This is a genomic window from Undibacterium paludis (assembly GCF_022568815.1).
GTDB lineage: Bacteria > Pseudomonadota > Gammaproteobacteria > Burkholderiales > Burkholderiaceae_D > Undibacterium.
Genome location: NZ_JAKZHX010000008.1, coordinates 82,233 through 97,714, shown reverse-complemented (window position 1 = coordinate 97,714; position 15,482 = coordinate 82,233). Strand labels below are relative to the sequence as shown.

At 53.6% G+C, this 15,482-nt stretch carries 19 protein-coding genes; 5 read left to right on the top strand and 14 right to left on the bottom strand.

The genetic code is table 11. The features are described 5' to 3' along the window. Positions 1–7 precede the first annotated feature (7 nt). The 3 genes from LZ463_RS14675 to corA all read right to left on the bottom strand — a co-directional run bounded on the left by LZ463_RS14675 (position 8) and on the right by corA (position 1,898). Positions 8–433, bottom strand: a complete 426-nt coding sequence (locus LZ463_RS14675) for a GNAT family N-acetyltransferase (protein ID WP_241456570.1) — start codon at positions 431–433, stop codon at positions 8–10. A gap of 105 nt (positions 434–538) precedes the next feature. Next, a complete protein-coding gene (locus LZ463_RS14670) occupies positions 539–928 on the bottom strand; it encodes a VOC family protein (protein ID WP_241456569.1) in 390 nt (129 codons plus the stop codon). A 1-nt stretch (position 929) separates the two neighbouring features. Continuing rightward, positions 930–1,898, bottom strand: a complete 969-nt coding sequence (gene corA, locus LZ463_RS14665; protein ID WP_241456568.1) for a magnesium/cobalt transporter CorA — start codon at positions 1,896–1,898, stop codon at positions 930–932. Between the two features lie 195 nt (positions 1,899–2,093). Between corA and LZ463_RS14660 the strand changes: the two genes are divergently transcribed. Beyond that, positions 2,094–2,498 (top strand): VOC family protein, encoded by a 405-nt coding sequence (locus LZ463_RS14660; protein WP_241456567.1) that lies wholly within the window; start codon positions 2,094–2,096, stop codon positions 2,496–2,498. Between the two features lie 36 nt (positions 2,499–2,534). Here LZ463_RS14660 and LZ463_RS14655 read toward each other — a convergent pair whose 3' ends face one another. After that, on the bottom strand, positions 2,535–3,053 hold the full coding sequence (locus LZ463_RS14655) for a hypothetical protein (protein WP_241456566.1): 519 nt from the start codon (positions 3,051–3,053) through the stop codon (positions 2,535–2,537). 124 nt (positions 3,054–3,177) lie between these two features. Further along, positions 3,178–3,321, bottom strand: coding sequence for a hypothetical protein (locus LZ463_RS14650; protein ID WP_241456565.1), 144 nt, complete (start codon positions 3,319–3,321; stop codon positions 3,178–3,180). A 325-nt stretch (positions 3,322–3,646) separates the two neighbouring features. Between LZ463_RS14650 and LZ463_RS14645 the strand changes: the two genes are divergently transcribed. From LZ463_RS14645 to LZ463_RS14635, 3 genes are all read left to right on the top strand, one after another. Further along, positions 3,647–4,342, top strand: a complete 696-nt coding sequence (locus LZ463_RS14645; RefSeq protein ID WP_241456564.1) for an aspartate/glutamate racemase family protein — start codon at positions 3,647–3,649, stop codon at positions 4,340–4,342. 274 nt (positions 4,343–4,616) lie between these two features. Next, on the top strand, positions 4,617–5,036 hold the full coding sequence (locus LZ463_RS14640; protein ID WP_241456563.1) for a hypothetical protein: 420 nt from the start codon (positions 4,617–4,619) through the stop codon (positions 5,034–5,036). 32 nt (positions 5,037–5,068) lie between these two features. Then, positions 5,069–5,866, top strand: a complete 798-nt coding sequence (locus tag LZ463_RS14635) for a hypothetical protein (RefSeq protein WP_241456562.1) — start codon at positions 5,069–5,071, stop codon at positions 5,864–5,866. A gap of 9 nt (positions 5,867–5,875) precedes the next feature. On the opposite strand, the gene LZ463_RS14630 is transcribed toward LZ463_RS14635, so the two are convergent. Further along, entirely contained in the window at positions 5,876–6,226 is a 351-nt protein-coding gene (locus tag LZ463_RS14630; RefSeq protein ID WP_241456561.1) for a carboxymuconolactone decarboxylase family protein, read from the bottom strand. 168 nt (positions 6,227–6,394) lie between these two features. Between LZ463_RS14630 and LZ463_RS14625 the strand changes: the two genes are divergently transcribed. After that, positions 6,395–6,955 carry a hypothetical protein gene (locus LZ463_RS14625; RefSeq protein WP_241456560.1) on the top strand — a complete coding sequence of 187 codons (561 nt, stop codon included), beginning with the start codon at positions 6,395–6,397 and terminating at the stop codon, positions 6,953–6,955. Here the strand turns inward: LZ463_RS14625 and LZ463_RS14620 are convergent. The 8 genes from LZ463_RS14620 to mpl all read right to left on the bottom strand — a co-directional run bounded on the left by LZ463_RS14620 (position 6,952) and on the right by mpl (position 15,221). Next, entirely contained in the window at positions 6,952–7,512 is a 561-nt protein-coding gene (locus tag LZ463_RS14620) for a hypothetical protein (protein ID WP_241456559.1), read from the bottom strand. The genes LZ463_RS14625 and LZ463_RS14620 overlap by 4 nt on opposite strands. Continuing rightward, positions 7,509–8,204 (bottom strand): monofunctional biosynthetic peptidoglycan transglycosylase, encoded by a 696-nt coding sequence (mtgA, locus tag LZ463_RS14615; protein WP_241456558.1) that lies wholly within the window; start codon positions 8,202–8,204, stop codon positions 7,509–7,511. The genes LZ463_RS14620 and mtgA overlap by 4 nt, the downstream gene beginning before the upstream one ends. Continuing rightward, positions 8,204–9,061 carry a shikimate dehydrogenase gene (aroE, locus tag LZ463_RS14610; RefSeq protein WP_241456557.1) on the bottom strand — a complete coding sequence of 286 codons (858 nt, stop codon included), beginning with the start codon at positions 9,059–9,061 and terminating at the stop codon, positions 8,204–8,206. The genes mtgA and aroE overlap by 1 nt, the downstream gene beginning before the upstream one ends. Continuing rightward, on the bottom strand, positions 9,058–10,158 hold the full coding sequence (locus LZ463_RS14605) for a TonB C-terminal domain-containing protein (RefSeq protein WP_347176271.1): 1,101 nt from the start codon (positions 10,156–10,158) through the stop codon (positions 9,058–9,060). The genes aroE and LZ463_RS14605 overlap by 4 nt, the downstream gene beginning before the upstream one ends. Continuing rightward, positions 10,158–12,242 carry a ribonuclease catalytic domain-containing protein gene (locus LZ463_RS14600; RefSeq protein ID WP_241456556.1) on the bottom strand — a complete coding sequence of 695 codons (2,085 nt, stop codon included), beginning with the start codon at positions 12,240–12,242 and terminating at the stop codon, positions 10,158–10,160. Before LZ463_RS14600 ends, LZ463_RS14605 begins: the two co-directional genes overlap by 1 nt. 408 nt (positions 12,243–12,650) lie before the next feature. Beyond that, positions 12,651–13,226: a chorismate--pyruvate lyase family protein gene (locus LZ463_RS14595; RefSeq protein WP_241456555.1), complete on the bottom strand. Its 576-nt coding sequence runs from the start codon at positions 13,224–13,226 to the stop codon at positions 12,651–12,653. Positions 13,227–13,248: 22 nt separating this feature from the next. Further along, on the bottom strand, positions 13,249–13,821 hold the full coding sequence (locus LZ463_RS14590; protein WP_241456554.1) for a YqiA/YcfP family alpha/beta fold hydrolase: 573 nt from the start codon (positions 13,819–13,821) through the stop codon (positions 13,249–13,251). Next, positions 13,818–15,221 (bottom strand): UDP-N-acetylmuramate:L-alanyl-gamma-D-glutamyl-meso-diaminopimelate ligase, encoded by a 1,404-nt coding sequence (gene mpl, locus LZ463_RS14585; protein WP_241456553.1) that lies wholly within the window; start codon positions 15,219–15,221, stop codon positions 13,818–13,820. The genes LZ463_RS14590 and mpl overlap by 4 nt, the downstream gene beginning before the upstream one ends. Between the last annotated feature and the right edge of the window lie 261 nt (positions 15,222–15,482).

Genomic DNA, 15,482 nt, shown 5'->3' with positions numbered 1-15,482 from the left:
ATTGTGTTCAGACTTTATAGGCCATGCCGACCGAAGCAGGCGCAGTATGTTTGAAGCCGAATTGCGCATACAGGTCTTGCGCTTGCCCGTCAGCCATCAGGCTGACATAGGCTGATGCAGGTGCCTGCTGTTGCAGGTAGTGCGTGATTTCATGCATGATCATCTTGCCAAGGCCCTTGCCTTGATGCTGGGGTAGAACGGCAATATCGACCACCTGGTAAGCCGTACCACCATCACCGATGACGCGCCCCATGCCCACCGTTTTTTCGCCTTGCATGATCTGCACGGCAAACAGGCTCGCCGGCAGGCCACGTGCTGCAGCTTCTGCCGTCTTGGCGCTCAGACCTGCACTCACACGCATCTGGCAATAGGTGGCGACATCAGGAATGCGGTGTTCGGCACGATAGCCGTTGTGCTCAGGACTGGCGTTCATGATGGTCTCCCGGTAAAAAAACAAACCAGAAATTTATCACAAATGCGGAACAGATGAATAAGGCGGATGGACAGACAAGCAACAGGCGGCCAGTAGCGCCCCGGCTTATTCGCTGAAATTGAGCTCTATGCCATTGCCCGCCGGGTCACTGAAAAATACTTGCTGCTGGGTGGCAAAGCCTGCAGAGGCTTGCACCACTGCATGGCGATAAGAAATGCCCGCTGTCTGCAGCTTTTCCAGCATGGCAGGTAAATCTTTACAAGTAAAAGCAACGTGATCAAACCCGGTTTTCAGTTCGCGCTGACGCACTTCACCGGGGCGGTTTTCTGACAGGTGCAAGACATCGCGACCACCGGCATACAGCCAGTAACCAAAGCTTTTGAGGGGACGCGGCCCCAGTTCAAGTCCTACATATTCGATATAAAAATCCCTGAGCATGTCCAGGGTGGCGCGGTCACCGCGCAGGTTGTAATGTCCAAGAGCGATTGCAGGCATATTATTTTAACCATCCACGGCGACGGAAATACCAGAAAGGCGTAATCGCCGAAGCGACCATCAGCAACAGCGCAAACGGGTAACCGAGTTGCCATTCCAGTTCGGGGAACCAGCCCTTGAAGTTCATGCCATAGATACTGGCGATCAGGGTAGGTGGCAAGAAGGCCACGCTGGCGACGGAAAATATCTTGATGATCTTGTTCTGGTTGATGTTGATGAAACCAACCGTGGCATCCATCAGGAAGTTGATCTTGTCGAACAAAAACGAGGTATGACCATCCAGCGATTCGATGTCGCGCAAAATCTGGCGCGCTTCTTCAAACTGATCAGCATTCAACAGACGCCCGCGCATCAAAAAGCTGACGGCGCGGCGAGTGTCCATCATGTTGCGGCGTATGCGGCCATTCAAGTCTTCTTCTTGCGCGATAGAGTTCAAGGCGGCGGCGGCATCCTGATCGCTGAAATCTTTTTGCAGCACGCTGCGGCTGACATCTTCGAGGTTCTGGTAAATACCTTCTAGCGCATCGGCAGAGTATTCAGCATCAGTGGCATACAGGTCTAGCAGCACGTCCTTGTAGTCAGCGATGGAGCCCGGACGTGAACGGGCACGCATGCGCACCAGGCGGAATACTGGCAAATCGATGGTGTGGACAGAAAACAGGATGTCGCGCGCCAGGATAAACGCCACTGTCACGGTACGCGCCGGTTCATCATCGTCATCAATCAGAAAATCAGTACGCAGATGCAGGTCGCCATTATCGGCTTCGTAATAACGGGCAGATGCCTCGATATCCTTGACTTCGTCTTCACCAGGCAAGGTGACGCCATAGATGCTCTTTACCCATTCGCGCTCTTCTTCATTCGGATCAGTCAGGTCGACCCAGATAGGCAGGGTATTTTCAAGATCAGCGCGGTTTTCGACATTGATCTGGCTCAGGCGGCCATTGTGCAGGACGAAGACATTAATCATAGGCAAATTCCGGAAAAGCGAAGTCTCAGGTTTGGCTGGATTGTAAACCTGTTTTGCTCCCGCAGGCGAATTGCAGAAGCAGTTTATTTTTCATGACAATATTTACAAGTCTCGTTCTGCCGGCACTCACCTGCACACTTTGCCGATCAGGACTAAGATAGATGCCTCTGGCATCACCGTCCCTGAAGGTATTCCATGATAAAAATCCGTGAAATTGACCACCTGGTATTGCGCATCGCCGATGCCGGAAAAATGCTGCATTTCTACTGCGAGGTATTGGGCTGCAGCATAGAAAGGCGGCAGGACGAAATCGGCCTGATACAGCTGCGGGCAGGCCGCTCCATGATAGACCTGATCCCCGTCACCGGCAAACTGGGCAGCCAGGGCGGGGCGGCACCTGGCAAGGAAGGCCGCAACCTGGACCACCTGTGTCTGCGGGTCGAGCCGTTTGACATCGCCGTCATACAAAATCACTTGCGTGCCCATGGTATCGAAGCAGGCGAACCTGAATCCCGTTTTGGCGCTGAAGGAGAAGGGCCGTCCATCTACATCAGCGACCCGGAAGGCAATGTGGTGGAATTGAAAGGGCCGCCCTATTGAATGACGGATGACGGCCCTGGCATGGGCCAGCTGAGATCAGTCCGGCCAGATGCTTTCAACCAGGGACGATACTTCCATTGCGTGACCGGCTTTTTCACCGGCGGCCTTCCACTCGTCCGGGGACGGGCTGGTCTGTATTGGTTCAGGCCCGCCATTGAGGCCAACCTTCAATGCAAAGACGATCAGGCCGGTCACATTTGCAGGCTTGAGCGTGGCAACCGCTGACTTGATGACGCTTGCCGTGCGTGGCGAGATACCGCTCTTGAAGTCCAGCCAGACTTGCGATTTGTTACCCGGTTTGACCGCCACAACGATGAAGCCGCCCGCCACTTCCATCCTCGGTATGGGTTCTATCGTCACACTCATGGCTTTCTGTATGGACTTGATATAGGTCGCCAGCATGTCCACGTCAGGCACTCTTTGCTGCATCACGCTGTCAGGCTGGAGCAGGACCACGTTGTAGGTATGAAAATTAGGCTTGGCAAATACGCTTTGCATGACAAGGCTCAGCACACAGGTGACGATGAATTTATAAACAACAGCGCTTGGTTTCATGTTGCGGACCACAGTAGAAATATAGAAAACCCAAGCATACCATGTGTCCGCCCCAGGCCCGTCACCAAAGCATCATGGAACCAGCCCATGCCGGTCCTGGCAACGACAAATCACCGCCAGGCTCTTACTTACCGGTTGCAGGTGCGGCTGCTTCCACCTGCGGGAAGCTTTGCATGATCTTGCCATTTTCATCGAGGAAATTCAACATGGGCTGGCCCTCTGGCGTCACCAGCATCATGATGCGTGCGCGCCCCCTGGGGTCCGCCATGATGATGGCTGATGACTTACTTCGGGTCTTGCCGACAATTGGCAGCAGCGGTCAGCACCATGACTGTCATACCGGCAGCACCAATACCTGTTTGAGCAAGCGGTTCTGGCGATGTCATTGTGCGATGAGTTCTTGTTGATGCATAGTGTCTTCATATTATGTGTAATCAAGAAATTTATCTGCAAGCAAATCATGCTGCAGTGCCGGGCATGCTAATCAGATATTCCTGTGCGATCCATGCCGTTGCAATTAGCGGTAAGATGGCAGGTTTGAATGGCAGATATATAAGATCAGCGGATCAGTGAATCAGCAGGAGCAGTGAATCATGCAGAAAAAAACCATAGGCTTGATCGGCGGCATAGGCTGGGCCTCCAGCGCCGAGTACTACCGGCTCATCAATGAATTGACGGCTGCGCGCCTGGGTTTGGCCCATAGTGCGCGCATCGTTTTGCTCAGCCTGGACCAGTATGATTTCACTTCACGCGCGGCAGAAAGTGACCCGCTGGCCATCTGCAATTTTTTAGTGACCCAGGTGCACAAACTCAAGGATGCCGGTGCTGATTTCTTCCTGTTTTGCGCCAATGGCGCACACCGGTTTGTACCAGCCATTTACCCGCGCCTGCCCATGCCTTTTGTCAGTATCGTCGATGCGACTGTCGACAAGGTAAAGGCAAGCGGTATTGAAAAAGTGGGACTGCTCGGCGTCAGGCAAACCATGGCTGGCAGCTTTTACCATGACAGGTTGCGTGCGGCAGGCATCGCTACACTGACGCCGGATACAGCCACACAAGACAGTATTCACGACATCATCTATAACGAACTGATACACAATCGACTTACCCAAAGAAGCCGTGCGCTTTTTGTGGAGTACATACAGGCACTGGCAGACAAGGGAGCACAGGGCATCATTCTCGGCTGTACCGAAATCCCCCTGCTGATCCGGCAAGAAGATGTCGCCTTGCCGATATTCAATACCACAGCCATACACTGCCAGGCAGCCGTCGACTTTGCCTTTGCTTAGCCATGTACAAACTGACACCTGGGCAGAGGTAATACCTTGATCCGTGTTTGCAGGGGCAGATAATCTGCCCGGGCTTGCCAATGACTGAAATGCCTGATCATTATCTTCCCCGTTGGAAACAAAATAGCCACAAATAACTCCAGTTACCCTGATTGAAAATATTTTCCCCTGGGTAAGCAATACTTTGGTCTGTCTATCGCCGGGAGGCGACTCGTTTTACACTGTCTTTTTAAACCATTTGTAACATTTGTGACATTGCCATACATCAGACCAGATGGATAAGAGCACCGATATGTCCGCACATTTTCCCATGATCGTTGAAGAAGACAACACCACCGCCACTGCCCTGCGTTATTTCCCGGCCTTGTACCGCGGGACATTTGCCAGTGAGGCCAGTGCCATTGCAGCAGCTGGATTCCCACATGGCACCGTACAGATAGGTGCGCCAATTGCCATGGCGCATGCTGCCAGCATGCTGGTTTTTCATGTCCCTGCCAGCGATACGGCATTTGGCAACTGTTGCTTCGTCATCCTGTCACCAGCAGGCCCGCAGTCCCTGGAAATGTGGTTTGCCGACCATGATCTGGCCAATGCAACGATAGAGCAGGCCATGCAGGATATACAAAGGCTGGGGATTTCAGATTCCGGTTCAGGCGTCGGCGCATTTCACATCTTTGAAGTACTGCAGGATTGAATCGGGCGACACTTCAGGGCAATACTTCCATCATGTCAGCAGACAAAACTGGAAACACCATGCTGCGCTACACCATCATCACCATCAGTCTTGTTGGCAGCCTGTTTTTTTCCACCCTCTTTGCCTGGTCTTTTATCGATCCCGTCCTGGTAGAGAATGGCGCACGCGAGATTGTGCGGCTTGAAATCGAAAAGCGCACGGGTGAAGAAATCCGCAAGCTGGAAAACAGCAAACTGATCCAGCTTGCCAGTCGCATGACTGCACAGCACCAGGCCGAACTGGCCAGCCTGCAAAAACAACTGCAAGATGGCCTGCCCGCCAGGATTGCACGCATCACCGCCGAGATGGGGAAATTCGATTGTCCATGCAGGCAAAAAATCGAACGCAGCATCACAAAAAGCATGGAGCTGCACAGCGTGACACTCGCCAGTCTCAATGAGAAACTGGAAAACCTGATACACGACAAATACCTGGAAACAGCCAGCTCATTGACACGCGAGTTTCGTATTTTCACCGGTGCAAATGCCCTGATCCTGATGCTGACGGCGGCAATCACCTGGTCGCGGCAACGTGCAGCAATACAGACATTGATGCCTGGCCTGGTGATACTGGGGGCAGCGGCCATTACCGCCTGGTTTTACCTGTACCAGCAAAACTGGTTGCACACCCTGCTGTTTTCTGATTATCTTGGGCTGGCTTACTTTGCCTACCTGCTGCTGGTCATGACCATGCTGAGTGATATTGCCTTTAACAGGGCCCGCATCTGCAGCGCAGTCATAACGACCATGCTGCATGCGCTGGGATCGGCCATCGTGGTCAGCCCCTGCTGAAACGGTTCCTTACTGCCCCGCCACCTCATCAAACAGGCGCATGGCCAGCAGGCCATGCCCGACCGCAGCCCCGGCGCGCAATGCGGCAGCAATGAAGACAACTTCGGCAATTTCTGCTTTGGTGGCGCCAGCCTTGATGGCGTTTTTATTATGCGTGTCCAAGCAATAGGCGCACTGTGTGGTCAGGGCGACGGCAATGGAAATCAGTTCGCGGTATTTGGCGGGGATAGCGCCATCCTCGCGTTCAGCTGTATTCTTCAGTGCAAGAAATCCTTGCGCTTCTGCTGGAGCAAGGCTGATGAGTTGCCTGGCGTAGGCCAGGTCGGCGGGATGCTGGTAGCCTGATGATTTTTCTGACATGTGTATCCTCTTTTCATGATGAAATCTGTGTAGCAGGATGTCTGCACAGATCAAGAGGCGGCATGTCGCCATTTGGATTCGCGGAGATGCAAATTTTTTTACCCCTGGCAATGCTGAATCAGGAGTATTCTCAGTTTATCGTGCAAAAATTTTTATGAAACCAGCAACATGAATTCTGTACCGAAAGCTGTCGCACAATACCTGATCGATGGTGAACGCCTGCTCTGGTCTGGCCAACCACGTCAAGGCATCATGTTTACCATGAGCGATATGGTGGTGTTACCAGCCACCATGCTAATTTTCGATGAAGCACTGAGCATGGCAGAACATTCCTGGTACCCAGGTGGCGAGCTGGAATTCATTTTGATCGCACTACCCTTTTTGTTGTTTAGCACCTACATGATGCTGGGCCGTTTTGTGTACGATGCCATGTTGCGTGCCAAGACCTGGTATGCCGTCACCGATAAAAGAATAATAGTCATCCCGGGTTGCCAAAGATTTACTGAAAGATCAGTGTATATGCAACATTTGCCCGAGCCTGAATATAAAGAAGCCAGGAATGGCAGTGGCACGGTGTACTTTGGCAGGCTCAGCCCGTCTGCCCCAGGAATCGCTAAACTTGCCTGCATGCCGTTGATTGGCAACAACCTGGGTCCTTTTTTCGATACGATTACCGAACCGCGCAAGGTGGTTGAACTGATAGCCCAGGTGCAGAAATCCAGGGCTTAGCGTGTTGCTTTGTCTATCGCCCGGTTCATGGACTTCAGGCGCAGCTCTTCGTCAGCAGCGCTGGACGCTGATACAGGTTTGCCCATGGCCTGTTCCATGATTTTTTTCTTGAGTTCTTCGTTACTGGCGGTGCCGGATATACCTGCCGCCCCAGTAGTTGCACCGTTGCCGCCATTATCATTGGCAACCGCTGCCCTGGGCGGCTCCATCCCGGCAGAATCACTGAGTTTGACTTTTTTGGTACTGGGATTGCTATCCAGGCATAAAGTGTCTGAATACACGGTCTTGCCATCAATGCTACAACGGCGTACGCCTTCCCTGGTGGTCGCCGCCTCACGCATGCCCGGCCCTTCACTGCTGCCCGTCGGCAAACCCGTGGCATTTTTGACCTCATTACCGACCACAGCAGCAGACTTGCCCAGGCGTGCCCACATGTCCTGCATGGGCAGGTGACCATTGCGCATATAGTACAAAAAGAGCATGCCCAATGAAGCCACCAACATGGAAAAAATCGCCACGCCAACCAGGCTGACACCGCGTTGATTACTGTAGTTCATGGTAGTTCCGAGTTGCCCATGCGTTGCAAGATCACTTCGCTGCGTCTTTGCAAATAGCCTGAACCTTGGTTTTTATCAAAATATCGTGGCTTGGGCAGCATCACCGCCAGTCTGGCCGCCTGCGCAGCTCCCAGGTTGGCAGCACTGATATGGTAATAATGCTGGGCCGCCGCCTCTGCACCAAAAACACCTACTCCCCATTCTACGACATTGAGGTAAATTTCCAAGATACGTTTTTTGTCCATGCACTGTTCCAGCATGTAGGTGATGATCAATTCTTCACCTTTGCGGAAATAACTGCGCTCCGCAGACAAAAACAGGTTTTTGGCGAGCTGCTGGGTAATGGTGGAACCACCCGCCACGACCTTGCCTTTTTTCTGATTTTTTTCATAAGCCTTTTGCATGGCTTCCCATTCCACACCCTCATGATCGACAAAGCCGTCATCTTCCGAGGCAATGACGGCACGCTTGAGGTTGTTGGAGATGCGATCATACGGCACCCACTTGTGCTGGAGTTTGAAATCGGGCTTTTTTTCCTGCAAGACATCAAGTTGATGACGCATGAACGAAGTCGAACTGGGATTGTGATCTTTCCACCACCAAATCTGCACCAGGAAATAGGCTTGCAGCAGCACGAAAATAAGCAAGGGTACAAGTACCAGCCAGAACAGGATGCGGCCAAAGATTTTCATCAGCCTGCCACCTGCGTGGCTGCATGTATTTCCGCCCGCATTTCCGCCAACACCAGTTCACTGGCTGGTCGCACGCCGCGCCACAGGGCAAAGGCCTCAGCCGCCTGTTCAACCAGCATACCCAGGCCGTCACGGCATTGCGCGCCATGGGCGGCAGCAAAGCGCAGGAAGGCAGTCGGTGCAGCCGCATACATCATGTCGTAGGCCAATGTCTGCGCACCGAACAGCGTGGCGGCAAGCGGCGGCACTTCATCATTGATGCTGGCCGAGGTGGCATTGATGATCACATCCATGGTCTGCACCAGGTCTTCAAAGCGGCAGGCGCACAACCTGGTCGAATCACTGATGCCCTTTGCCTCTGCCACCAGTTCCTCAGCCTTGGCGAGGGTCCGGTTGGCAATGAATAATTCTGCCGGCCGCTCTTGCAGGACCGGCAACAAAGCGCCGCGAGCAGCACCGCCTGCGCCGAGCAGGAGTACTCGCCTGCCAGCCAGACTGATACCGGCATTGCGTGTGATATCTGCCACCAGGCCTATGCCGTCTGTATTGTCGCCATAGATGCGGCCATCTGCAAATTTCAGGGTATTGACGGCGCCAGCCATCCTGGCGCGCTCACTCAGTTCATCCGCCAGGGCAAAAGCTTCCAACTTGAATGGCAGGGTGACATTCGCCCCCTTGCCACCGTCAGCTATAAACCCGCGTACGGTATCGGCAAAACTATCGAGCGGCGCAAGCAGGCGCTGGTAATCGATCTGCTGCCCTGTCAGTTTGGCAAAGCGGGCATGGATGGCTGGTGATTTACTATGGGCAATCGGATTGCCGATGACCACATAGCGGTCTGCTGGCTGCTGGTTCAACTTGGCCTCTTGCGTAATTCGGTTTCCAGTTGCTGTTCGCGGGTGAACTTGAAGCGCGCAAACATCACGAAGACTTCATTCGCATCCGGCCCCAGGCTGGCCTTGGGATAATGTCCGAAGGGCCCTGAGCGGCGAACAATGCGCAAGGCCGCAGCATCAAGGTCTTTGTCACCGGACGATACCTCTATCTTTGGTCCGCCCTCTTTTTCATAAATGGTGCCATCCTGGAAAATGGGGATGGAAACAAACATTTCACCATACAGCTTCTTACCGTCTTTTTGCGGGAAATTCAGTGTGCCGGTATCTTCTATGCGCTTTTGCACGGCCTTGTAGTAGATGGCGTGTTCTATGCGCTTGGTGCTGGGTGTGATATAGGTTTTGCGTGGGCGCTTGTTCTGGTCTTCTATGGTTTGCGAAATTTCTGCCGCCATACGGGCCAGCGCCTTGGTAGTGTCAACATCGTCTGTGCCTGTGGCTGGCTTGGCCTTGTCGTCCGTCAGTTTTTTTTCTTGTTTTTCCTGACGGAAGCTTTCCTTGAGTTTGGCCTGGTCCATCAGCTGTTTTTGCTGCTCTTCAAGCTCGGCAATTTTGCGGGTATTTGTTTGCACCGCGTCACCGTCCTCACTCTTGCGCATGTCAGGCAAAGGGGATTTGCTGCGCCCACTGTCATGTGTGCCGCCACCGTCCAGATCAGCCTGGGCCAGGGCATCTGCCGTCGACGGGCGTTTGTCATGTTTGGAATTGACCAGGATGATTTCAAGGTCGGCATCGCGCGGTTTGATGTCGTCTGTCTTGGGCATGACAAAATGCACGAGCAAGGCGGTGGCATGCAGGACCAGTGAAGCTGTGATGGCAGTGCTGAAGATCAATCTGTCAAACACGGATTTGCTGGCATGTCTTTTCACTGCCCTGGCAGCTTCTGCGGCTGATGTAAACACGACGGGTGCAGAAGAACCCGGCTTGCTTGCAGCCGGTTTTACCGTATCTGACCTGACGGACGCAGCTTGCCCTGCCGTCTCGGCCTGATGCGGCTCAACCGGCGATTTTTCTTGTGAGACCTGTCTGGCAGGTTTGTTTTTTTTGCTCTGACTTTTCATTACTCTGCTTGTGGCTGTTGTTCCGCTTGGTCTGCAGCTTGATCCTTGGCATCCTCTTTTTCCCCTGCTTCGGCTGTTTCGCCTTCCTGAACAGGTTCAGCATCACTGAAATCTTCTGTCACTTCCGTATTTTCTTCATCATCGATTTCTTCTTCATCGAGTTCGGTCACAGTGGACAGCAATTCCAGCAGGCGCGCTTCAACGGTAAGATCAACCTCATCCCAGCGCAGGATATCGAGCCTGACCTGTGCGCCACGGGCCGTCTGCGGCATGCCTGCCAGACGAATGATGAGTGGTATATCGACAAGACGCAAGACTTCGTCCTTCAAAACAACAGCTTCGACCTGGCGTTTTTCTTCCTGCCCCAGCCAGCGCAGGCACCAGTAACGTTCCATATTGTTCTGGAAATCATTATAGGCAGAATAAGCCGCATCAAAGCCGGAAACGATGGCAAACAGGTCAGCGTCCTTGGGTTTGAATGGCGCCACCAGCGGCGCAGTCACACCGTGTTGCACGCAGGCGATGATTTGCCACTGGTTAACCAGATCAGTATAGCGGCGCAGCGGTGATGTGCTCCAGGCATACTGGTCCACACCCAGGCCCTGATGTGGCGCCGCATGGGTCAGCATGCGCACCTGCATGCGTGCCGCCCAGCCGCCTGGGCCACGACCACCGGCCACGCCCTGGGCGCGGTAGATGCCAGGGATACCATGGTCAGCCATGAGCTTGCCCCAGGTGCTGTTGGCAAAGATCATCAGTTCAGCGACGATCTTATCCAGCGGTGCACCGCGCTTGCGGCGTACGATGGAAACCACATCGTCTTCGACATAGAAATTGAAATCGACACGGTTGTTTTGTTCCGGCTTCATGCCAAAGCTTTCGCGCTTGGCCATGCGCCCCTGTTCCAGCACCAACGCCCATTTCCACAATTGGGCGATGTCTGCCTTGTGTGGATACTCACCGGCGTCATTGGCGAGATTGTCTTCAGTCACCAGCGTATCGAGGTCATTGTGGCGCAGGTTGCTGGCCATCGGTACGGCTTCTACTTTGGTCTCGGTGCTGATGACAGACCAGTCTTCGGTATTGAGGGTTGCATACAAGGACAGCGCCGGGCGGGTCTGGCCTGCGCCCAGCGTATAGGTTTCGACCAGTTCATCGGGCAGCATGGTGATCTTGTCGCCTGGCATATAGACGGTGGACATGCGGCCACGGGCAATCTGGTCTATGGCATCCCCCCGCTGTATGCCAAGCGCTGGTGCGGCAATGTGTATGCCGACGCGCAGCTGGCCATTGCCAATATCAGCAACAGAGAATGCGTCATCAATCTCGGTCGTGGTGACGTCATCGATGGAGAAGGCCTGTACATCCGCCACCGGCAGATCCGCAGGCAAGGCTGGCACGGTAATCGCCGGAAAGCCGACACCTTTGGGGAAGTGCTCGTAATGGAATTTGGCCAGATGCAGGTGCTTGGGACTGGCGATGCCGCCAGCAGCCAGCATCAGCCTTTGCGGTGACATCTGCATGACATCACAGGCTTCCGCCAGTGCCTTATACTCGATGCTGTTCTTGTCGGGCTTGAACAAGAGTTGCAGAGCCAGCGACTTCATCGCATCGGGCAAACGGTTTTGCTTGAGCTCCTCTACATAGCCTGCCTGTATCAGTGCCTGCTGTTTTTTCTTTTCTATACCGGCCAGTGCTGCCTTCAGCGATGCTTCGGGCGCTGCCTTGTAGCGGCCACGGCCTTTCTTGTAGAAATAAATCGGTGCATTGTGCAGGGCCAGTATCAACCCGGCTGCTTCCACCGGTTGCGGTGCATGGCCAAAGTATTCGGCACCGAGCTCAGCGAAACCAAATTCTTCCTGGCCGGCGACTTCCCATAAAAATTCGAGATCGATTTCTGCAGCAGCTGCCCTGGCCTGCTCGATCAGGCTGACCGGATCAGGTGCAGCAAACTGCAACAGCACATCCTTGGCCTTGACCTTGGTACGCTTGCCACTGGCCATCTCGACCTGATAAGCCTCACCGGCATGCGTCATGATGCTGCCAGCCTTGAAATCACCTGATTCTTCAAAAAATAAATTCATTCAATACTTCTTTATGTTTTAAGACCAAAAAGCTCAACACGGAGGTACGGAGGTACAGAGCTAACACAGAGAAAATCCTTGTTATTTACTGGTTCTGTTTTTACTCTGCGTCTTTTGGTTAAGTTGTCTGCTGTTTTATAGTTACTTTGCTTTATCAGCAAAGCGAAAAATCATTCAAATACCTGTTCTATGTCCTCCCCTTCAAGGGGAAGGAGTTTTAAACATTGCTGCTTGCATTTTGGCTATACCAATTCGCCATGAATGCCACTGGTGTCGCCAGCCCGGTGGATTCCTGCCTGCGCAGGAGTGACGACCTTAAGAGTATGGCTTCATTAATACGACACCCTCTTTCTCTCTGCGTCCTTCCTGTCTTTCTCTGTGCCTCTGTGTTGAGGGGTCTTAGTAGTTTTACACCTGAACCAAACGCAAACCCTCAACCCCAGGCAAAAACACTTCCGTCACCTGCAAACACCCGCCCTTACGCCAGAACAAGGACCGTCGGGCCAACATGCTGTCTGCCGTAGCCAGGTCTGGTTGCCTGGCCACGATACGCTGTATCAGCGGGTGGCTGCGGCGCAGTCTGGCGTAAGACAAATCACCACGGCGCACCAGCGGGTCATTGAACAGGGTGCTGCCCAAGGACTTTTCACCAAGCGCATGGAACAGTGGCCACTCATTGGCGGTAGCTGTCAGCGGCACTATCGTATGCCCATACACCATGGCTTCACCATCACAACGCAGAAAGACTTCGCGCTCATGAACTTTCATGGCACGCGGCAAACCTATCGCAGCATATTCATCCTGCAGGCAGACTGCCTTGTGCTGCGACAAACGCTGCACGCGAAACTTGTTGCATCTTGCCACCAGCCTGGCGGTCAGTGAATCACGGTTGCTGAGCCAGTCTGCCATCAGGGCGGTGGTCTGCACAGCGTTCACATTGTCATACCAGGTTGCTGCACGCGGGCGCTGCATCGTTTTATTCACTGGCAAAAACCTTGTTTCCCATTCAGCTCTTTTCATCACAGAACGCCATGACCATATCCAGATAATCAGCAAATTCGGCAATGCCGTGATCGCTGCCTTCGATGACGAATTGCTTTGCACCCGGATAATGGCTGACCATCTCGCGCCAGTCCAGCACTTCATCACCGGTTGCGGCGATCAGGAAGTAACGCTCAGGCTGAGTTATCCTGTCCACCACCAGGGCCCGCAATTCGTCGACATATCCGGCCCTGAATTCAAACACACGATCGCTGTGATAATAGGTCGTCACACCGACATAGCTTTCCAGGTCGCGCGGCGGTTTGACTGCGGGGTTCAGCAAAATAGCTTTACAGCCGTATTTTTCTGCCAGCCAGGTCGCATAATAGCCGCCCAGCGATGACCCCATGATGCAGATATCTTCTGCCCTGTGCCCTGCCAGCAGATCCTCGGCCTGCCGGATAGCCAGCGCTGGCGAGGGTGACAGGTCTGGACAGGCGATCTCATTGCTGCGGCCCAGCTTCGCCATATGTGCAAGCATGACCCTTGCCTTGTAAGAATCAGGCGATGACCGAAAGCCGTGCAGGTAGAGAATCATGCTGCAATCACCTGTCTGCCAGCTTGCTGTGCGCGGGTCTGCAAGGCATCCAGCAGTTTTTGATGGATGCCGCCAAAGCCACCATTGCTCATGATTAGCACCTGGTCACCGGCCTGCGCTTTGCTGACAATGTCCTGCACCAGTTCATCCAGTTTGTGGTGGCAGGCAACCTTGTCACCCAAAGGCATCAATGCTTCCGCCAGATCCCAACCCAGTGCAGATTTGCCTTCGGCTTCGCCAAAACCAAATACCAGGTCAGCCTGTTCCAGGCTGCCGGGCAAGGCTTGTTTCATGGTGCCGAGCTTCATGGTGTTTGAACGTGGTTCAAGCACGGCCAGGATGCGGGCATTACCGACTTTGTGGCGCAAACCTTCTACGGTTGTCGCAACGGCGGTAGGATGATGGGCAAAATCATCGATGACAGTAACACCATCAGCGACACCGCGCACTTCCATGCGGCGCTTGACGCTGACAAACTGGGCCAGGGCCTCTATCGCAATTTCTGGCGTAACGCCGACATGGCGGGCCGCGGCAATCGCGGCCAGCGCATTCTGGCGGTTATGTTCACCATTGAGTTTCCAGTGTACCCGGCCTTGCAACTGATCATTGAAATAGACATCAAAGTCTTCGCCATCCTGCATGACGAAACGCCATGCCTGATTCTTGCCAAAGAATTCTTTTTCGCTCCAGCAGCCGCGTTTCAGGACACGCTCCAGCGAGACATTATCGCCGTTGACGACCAGGCGGCCTACACCAGGTACGGTACGCACCAGGTGATGGAACTGTGTTTCTATCGCCGCCACATCGGGGAAGATGTCTGCATGATCATATTCAAGATTGTTTAGTACCGCCGTCTTGGCATGGTAGTGTACAAACTTGCTACGCTTGTCAAAGAAGGCCGTGTCATATTCATCTGCCTCGATGACAAAAAAATCAGAAGCGTGGCTCCCCCACAGGCGGGCAGAAATGCCAAAATTGAGCGGCACGCCACCGATCAGAAAGCCCGGCGCGTAACCGGCATATTCGAGTATCCAGGCCAGCATGGCCGATGTGGTGGTTTTGCCATGGGTGCCCGCAACAGCCAATACCCACTTGTCACGCAGGATATGCTCACCCATCCATTGCGGGCCAGACACATAAGGCAGACCACGGTTAAGGATTTCTTCCATCAAAGGGTTGCCGCGCGAGACGACATTGCCTATCACATACAGATCCGGCTCCAGTGCTATCTGCTCGGCCCCGAAACCCTGGGTCAGGCTGATGCCCTGGGATTCAAGCTGGGTGCTCATGGGAGGATAGACATTGGCATCACAGCCCGTCACTGTATGACCTGCTTCTTTAGCCAGCACGGCCAGGCCACCCATGAAAGTGCCGCAGATACCTAAGATATGAATATGCATAATTGAACCAAATTCCAGAATCCCGCAATTCTACCTGAGAGACGCCCTGGTAAGCAGTGTTCTTAAAACAGCTCGCCACAGAGGTACGGGAAAGGAAAGGCTGCTGGCAGGCAGTCTTCGCTACCCAGGCGAGGGGTACTACCTGGAAACCTCAGCTGCACCACAGAAAAAAGCAGGAGGAAATCACAGAATATTGGTCATATTATCTTTTTTATTCCCCTCCTTTCTCTGCGAACTCTGAGTTACCTCTGTGTCTCTGTG

Coding starts and splice junctions, on each gene's coding strand:
- LZ463_RS14655 (WP_241456566.1), bottom strand. CDS start 3,053: ATGAAACCAAGCGCTGTTGTTTATAAATTCATCGTCACCTGTGTGCTG.
- mtgA (WP_241456558.1), bottom strand. CDS start 8,204: ATGAAAATCTTTGGCCGCATCCTGTTCTGGCTGGTACTTGTACCCTTG.
- corA (WP_241456568.1), bottom strand. CDS start 1,898: ATGATTAATGTCTTCGTCCTGCACAATGGCCGCCTGAGCCAGATCAAT.
- LZ463_RS14600 (WP_241456556.1), bottom strand. CDS start 12,242: ATGAATTTATTTTTTGAAGAATCAGGTGATTTCAAGGCTGGCAGCATC.
- LZ463_RS14650 (WP_241456565.1), bottom strand. CDS start 3,321: ATGGCGGACCCCAGGGGGCGCGCACGCATCATGATGCTGGTGACGCCA.
- LZ463_RS14660 (WP_241456567.1), top strand. CDS start 2,094: ATGATAAAAATCCGTGAAATTGACCACCTGGTATTGCGCATCGCCGAT.
- LZ463_RS14645 (WP_241456564.1), top strand. CDS start 3,647: ATGCAGAAAAAAACCATAGGCTTGATCGGCGGCATAGGCTGGGCCTCC.
- LZ463_RS14675 (WP_241456570.1), bottom strand. CDS start 433: ATGAACGCCAGTCCTGAGCACAACGGCTATCGTGCCGAACACCGCATT.
- LZ463_RS14635 (WP_241456562.1), top strand. CDS start 5,069: ATGTCAGCAGACAAAACTGGAAACACCATGCTGCGCTACACCATCATC.
- LZ463_RS14605 (WP_347176271.1), bottom strand. CDS start 10,158: ATGAAAAGTCAGAGCAAAAAAAACAAACCTGCCAGACAGGTCTCACAA.
- LZ463_RS14670 (WP_241456569.1), bottom strand. CDS start 928: ATGCCTGCAATCGCTCTTGGACATTACAACCTGCGCGGTGACCGCGCC.
- LZ463_RS14640 (WP_241456563.1), top strand. CDS start 4,617: ATGGATAAGAGCACCGATATGTCCGCACATTTTCCCATGATCGTTGAA.
- LZ463_RS14625 (WP_241456560.1), top strand. CDS start 6,395: ATGAATTCTGTACCGAAAGCTGTCGCACAATACCTGATCGATGGTGAA.
- LZ463_RS14590 (WP_241456554.1), bottom strand. CDS start 13,821: ATGATTCTCTACCTGCACGGCTTTCGGTCATCGCCTGATTCTTACAAG.
- mpl (WP_241456553.1), bottom strand. CDS start 15,221: ATGCATATTCATATCTTAGGTATCTGCGGCACTTTCATGGGTGGCCTG.
- LZ463_RS14630 (WP_241456561.1), bottom strand. CDS start 6,226: ATGTCAGAAAAATCATCAGGCTACCAGCATCCCGCCGACCTGGCCTAC.
- LZ463_RS14620 (WP_241456559.1), bottom strand. CDS start 7,512: ATGAACTACAGTAATCAACGCGGTGTCAGCCTGGTTGGCGTGGCGATT.